Raw genomic sequence first — 4,777 nt, 5'->3', positions numbered from 1 at the left:
CTCCACGAGCACCGCGGCCGTCTCCACGAGCAAGCGGAAGCGATGTGCCGCTCCGCCCTCGATAGGATTGACGATCTGGTTGACGCCGGCGCCGACTTCGTCGTCCTGGCGAGCGACGTCGCATTCAATGCGGGGCCGTTCCTGCGTCCCGCGCAGTTCGCCGAATTGGTCACGCCGTATCTGGCGCGACTCGTGGCGCGTGTGAAGCAGCGCGGCGCCTTCGCGTTCTTTCACAGCGACGGGATGCTGATGCCGGTGCTCGACCAGATTATGTCTGCGCAGCCGCACGCGCTCCACTCGCTTGACCCGATGGCGGGCATGGACATAGCGGAGGTCAAGCGGCTCACATATCCGCGTCTCGCCCTGATGGGAAATGTTCAGTGCAGCCTGCTTCAGGACGGCCCGCGCGAGAAGATCCGCGAGTCGGTCCTCTATTGCCTGGAGCATGCCGCTCCGGGCGGCGGGTACATCTTCTCCACCTCCAACACGATTTTCGCCGGCATGCCGCTGGCGAACTACGAGCACATGCTGGACGTCTTTCGCGAGTTTAACCACGCCAAGCACGGAGGTGCCGGATGAGCGTTACGGCGGGAGTCATCGGCTGCGGCTACATCTCCGGGTTTCACTTTCGCGCGCTCGACAAGATCGGCGCGCGCGTGAAGTGGGTTTGTGACGTGGACGAGACACGGGCGCGGCCCTGGGTCGCCAAGGACGGCACCGCCCATGTGACCGGATACGAGCAGGTCGTCGGTGACCCGGAGGTGGACGTGGTGTTCGTTCTGACGACATCATCCACCCACAAGCGGATCTGCCTTGACGCGATCGATGCGGGACGAGCGGTGATCTGCGAGAAGACGCTCACCACCAATGCGGACGATTCGCTGGAGGTAGTGCGCCGCGCGGAGGAGAGCGGCGCGATCTTCTATACCTCGTATATGAAACGGTTCATACCGGCGGTCGAAAAAGCACGGGAGCTGCTGCCGCGACTCGGCACCATCCTGTCCACCCACGTTCGAGCCTATCAGCCATGGGGGCCATTGTGGGAGGCGATGCCGTCGGCGGGCCTGTTCCACACGCCCGCCGGCGGGAAGTCCGGAGCGGTCGCGAACTACGGCGGCGGGATACTGATCATGGGCGGTAGCCACATCCTCGACCTCGTGAACTTCCTGCTGGGGCGCCCGCGGCGGGTCTATGGCTCGGTTCACGTGCCCGAAGGCCGGGACTACGATCTTCGTGCGGCGGCGCTGCTCGAGACCGACCACGGCCCGGTGCACTTCGACGCTCTCGCGCATCCCCTGCGGCGCATCGGCTTCCTGCGTGACGGATGGGACGAGCGCATCGAGATCAACGGCACCGACGGCCGCTTGGAGATCTTCAGCGCGCTGTGGGATGAGGTGGACTACAAGGCATCGCTGCTCGTGCATTACGACGAAGCCGCCGGAGCCGCCACCGAATACCGCTACCCGCCGGTTTCGCCGTTCGAGCGGGCGGTGGCTTTCTTCTGCGGGAATATCGAGAGGCGCACCCAGGGATCCCAGTCGCGTCTCACCGGCTATGAAGTGGACGAGTTGATCGCGACCATCAAGCGCAGTTCGGATTCGGGCTCTGCCCTTGAAGTCAATTGGCGGGCATGACGCCGATGCAACAGCGGGCGAGTCGGGAATGACTAATCCCGACAGCGCACAGATGAGCGCCGTGCGAACCTTATCCGGCAAGCAGCGCATGCTCAACGCCTACCGAGGCGTGTGGAGCGACCGTGCGGCGGTCGCACCGGAGTTCTGGTACTACTACCCGGCGCGACTGCTCGGCGTGGACATGATCGAGTTCGAGCGCGAGGTGCCGTTTCACCTGGCGCTCAAGACGACGTTCGAGCGGTTCAACTGCGAAGGCTGGGGGGTCGCTTTTCCGGGCGTGCCGAACGATCAGGTGGAACACCATGCCGAAGAGCATTGGACGCCGGACGGCCGTCTGCTCGTGCGGCACACCGCGAAGACTTCGCACGGGGAACTCACCAGCGCCCAACTCTACGATCGCGAGGAACCGAGTTGGACGGTCGAGCGCCCGGTCAAAGACGTGGAGCGCGATCTGCCCGCGTACGCGTGCATGAGCCTGCCGGATCCGACCGGGCTCGATCCCGCGCAGTTGATCCAGGCATGGCACGAAGTCGGCGAGACGTATCTGCTGGAGGCGTGGCTCGGCGTGCCATTCTTCGACTTCTACGCGGGCGGGAGAGAAGGCGGCTTCGAGGCCGCCATCTTCGACCTGGTGGACGACCAACCGCAGTTGGAGCATTTGCAGGCGCAGTACATCGAGCATATCGTCCTCAAGGCTCGCGTTGTGTGTGAGAGAACGCCGCTCGAGAGCTTGTGCATCGGCTGCTCGTGGAGCAACAACTCCCTGCTCGGGGCGGCGCGATGGAGGCGGTGGGACAAGCCAGTGCTCGCGGCGGTGGCGCAAGAGGTGCATCGGCACGGGCGACTGCTGCACGTGCACTTCCACGGCAGGTGCATGGAGACGGTCGCGGACTTCGCCGAGCTGGGCCTGGACTGCGTGTGCCCGTTCGAGCGTCCGCCGGGCGGAGACGTCGAAGGGCTCGACGGCCTGCGTGCCGCCGCACGGTTGTTGGATGGGCGCACGACGTTCAACGGCAATGTGCATACCGTCGAAACGCTCATTCGCGGCACCGAAGAGGACGCGCGGCGCGAGGTGCGCGAGATATGGAACGCCTTTCGACACACCCCGCGCGTCATCATCGGCACCGGCGACCAGGTCGGCCGCGAGACGCCGGAGGAGAACTTGCACGCGATGATCGACGAGGCCAAACGCCTTACGGCCAGACCACAGGCATGACGCCGCCTGCGCCTTGAGGCTGCGCCGCCGAACGCTCCGGATGCGGGCCCTGATTACCGTCAGTCGGCGGGCTCTTCGCTCTGCGCCTCCAGCAGGGCCTCGATGAGCGCGGTATCCAACGGGCGATCCGCTGCCACGACGTACACCCGCTTGTAGATTCCGCCCATACCTGCGATATTGCGCACGCGCACGGCTATCGTGTTTGCCTCGCCCGGCTGCAAGTGCTCCCCGGCATCGAAAGCGAACGGCGCCACCCAGATTTGCTGCGGCGCAAGCCCGGTTGATGCGCAGGTGTGCTCGAATGCGGGCCGTCCGTTGATGTACACCCACGCTTCCTCGTCAACGGCGCGAAAGTGCAGGTAGAGGTGCTTGCGCTTGAGCTTGTCAGGGATCGCGACGGCCTGCCGGTACCAGCCGACGCCCGTGTAGTGCGGGAAGCCCTGGCTTTCCCACCCGTTGCCCTGGTCGCTGCGCACTGCGGCCCACGCGCTGTCGTCGAGCGCGGCGGCGAACCACGCCTGCGACACTCCTACGTCGTCGGCGTCAATGGCGAATCGCCACTCCGCGGGCAGCGCCCAGATCTCCGCCGCGCCGGCCTGGAGCTTGGACAGTTCCCCGTGCACCCTGAGTGCGTCGCGCCATTGCTGAAGTCTAACGTCGAGGTCGGGCGGGCCCTCCGCGAGATGGGTGATCTTCTCGCGCCGCGCGATGCTCTCGAACTCGTCGAGCAGCGCGCGATACTCCTCGACGCCGGTGAACTCCGGCCCGCGAGAGAGCTTGACATACGTGATCGGCAATCGCGCCAGCTGCACCCGGCGCCGGACCTCATCGCTTCTCGCCGCCGCCTCCGCGCGGTCGAACAGAACCGTTGCCTGGTCGAGAAACTCGCGCGAGAGGAACTCCGAGTCCATCGGGTAGCGGATGCCGATCGCCTTCTCGTTGATGATCTGCCCGCGCTCACGGCCTGCCTGCTCCAGCAGCTCATAGTACTCGGCGATGGCGGGCGCCGCCTTGCCGTAGTAGCCCCAGATGAAGTCCTGGGTGAGCCGCTCCACGTCGCGCGACGGATCCCACAGGAGCTTCGCCATCACCCAGCAGCGCATCTCCATGCGCTCCGCGCCCGGGCTCTGGTACGCGCCCTGGAACATAATGCCCTTGACGTTGTGGTCAATGTAGAACCACACGCTCGGCGCGATGACGTGCATGTTCGGCATCGGCGCGAGGTAGTGGCTGAAGTTCACGGTGTAGTCCCAAATGCTCAAGTGGTCGGCGATCTTCGACCAGCCGATGATGGCGCGACGGTAGCGCTCGCTCTCGGGATAGGGCGCCGCGGCGAAGTCGCACAGGGGATAGCGCCAGGAGTGCAGGTCATTGCATAGTCTGACGATCACGTTCTCTCGCGGGCGGACCTTCTGCGGCGCGTCAACCGTGTCGAGGTAAGCCAGAGTTGAAATCCAAACGCGCGGATGGTCTTTCTCGACCGCCTCGGCGATGTGGTTTACGAAGGTGATGAGCGAGCCGGAGGGGCTGCCGTTCTTTGCATCGAGCGCCGAACACGCAGGACACAGGCAATGAGCGCCGCCGTCGTTCGGGGAGACTTCGATGATCTCCGTGTGCGGATTGGCCTCGAGCACGTCGAGCACTCTGTCGGTTGCGATCCTGATGACCTCGGAATTCGTGAGACACAGCTGCCGGGGCGTGCGCACGCCGTCAAGCAATGAGAAGTACTCCGGATGATCATCGAAGTATTCCGACGGCGGCACGAGCTGGTTGAACGTGTGGACGAACATGCCGTCGTAGTCCACGTGCCCGCCCCATTCCTCGGGCACAGCTGCCCCGGGCGCATTGGTGCGGTTGCGCAGCGACCAGGTGGCGTTGAAGGCATCGGAGTAGAACGGGTCGCGGATGAGAAGCGGCGGCACATAGT

At 65.0% G+C, this 4,777-nt stretch carries 4 protein-coding genes; 3 read left to right on the top strand and 1 reads right to left on the bottom strand.

Annotation, left to right across the window (positions count from 1 at the left end):
* The 3 genes from JSV65_00495 to JSV65_00485 form a co-directional block, all read left to right on the top strand.
* On the top strand, positions 1-579 hold a 579-nt coding region (locus JSV65_00495), incomplete at its 5' end, for a hypothetical protein (protein UCH34868.1).
* Positions 576-1,634, top strand: coding sequence for a Gfo/Idh/MocA family oxidoreductase (locus JSV65_00490; protein ID UCH34867.1), 1,059 nt, complete (start codon positions 576-578; stop codon positions 1,632-1,634). The genes JSV65_00495 and JSV65_00490, both read left to right, overlap by 4 nt.
* Positions 1,635-1,662: 28 nt before the next feature.
* Complete coding sequence (locus JSV65_00485; GenBank protein ID UCH34866.1) at positions 1,663-2,850, top strand: hypothetical protein; 1,188 nt, start codon at positions 1,663-1,665, stop codon at positions 2,848-2,850.
* A gap of 59 nt (positions 2,851-2,909) precedes the next feature.
* On the opposite strand, the gene JSV65_00480 is transcribed toward JSV65_00485, so the two are convergent.
* The coding region (locus tag JSV65_00480; GenBank protein ID UCH34865.1) for a DUF4838 domain-containing protein at positions 2,910-4,777 on the bottom strand (1,868 nt) is incomplete at its 5' end.

It is taken from the genome of Armatimonadota bacterium, assembly GCA_020354555.1.
Taxonomy (GTDB): domain Bacteria; phylum Armatimonadota; class Hebobacteria.
The sequence above is the reverse complement of the archived record's forward strand: the minus strand, read 5'-3'. Positions and strand labels throughout refer to the sequence as shown.

Coding starts and splice junctions, on each gene's coding strand:
- JSV65_00490 (UCH34867.1), top strand. CDS start 576: ATGAGCGTTACGGCGGGAGTCATCGGCTGCGGCTACATCTCCGGGTTT.
- JSV65_00485 (UCH34866.1), top strand. CDS start 1,663: ATGACTAATCCCGACAGCGCACAGATGAGCGCCGTGCGAACCTTATCC.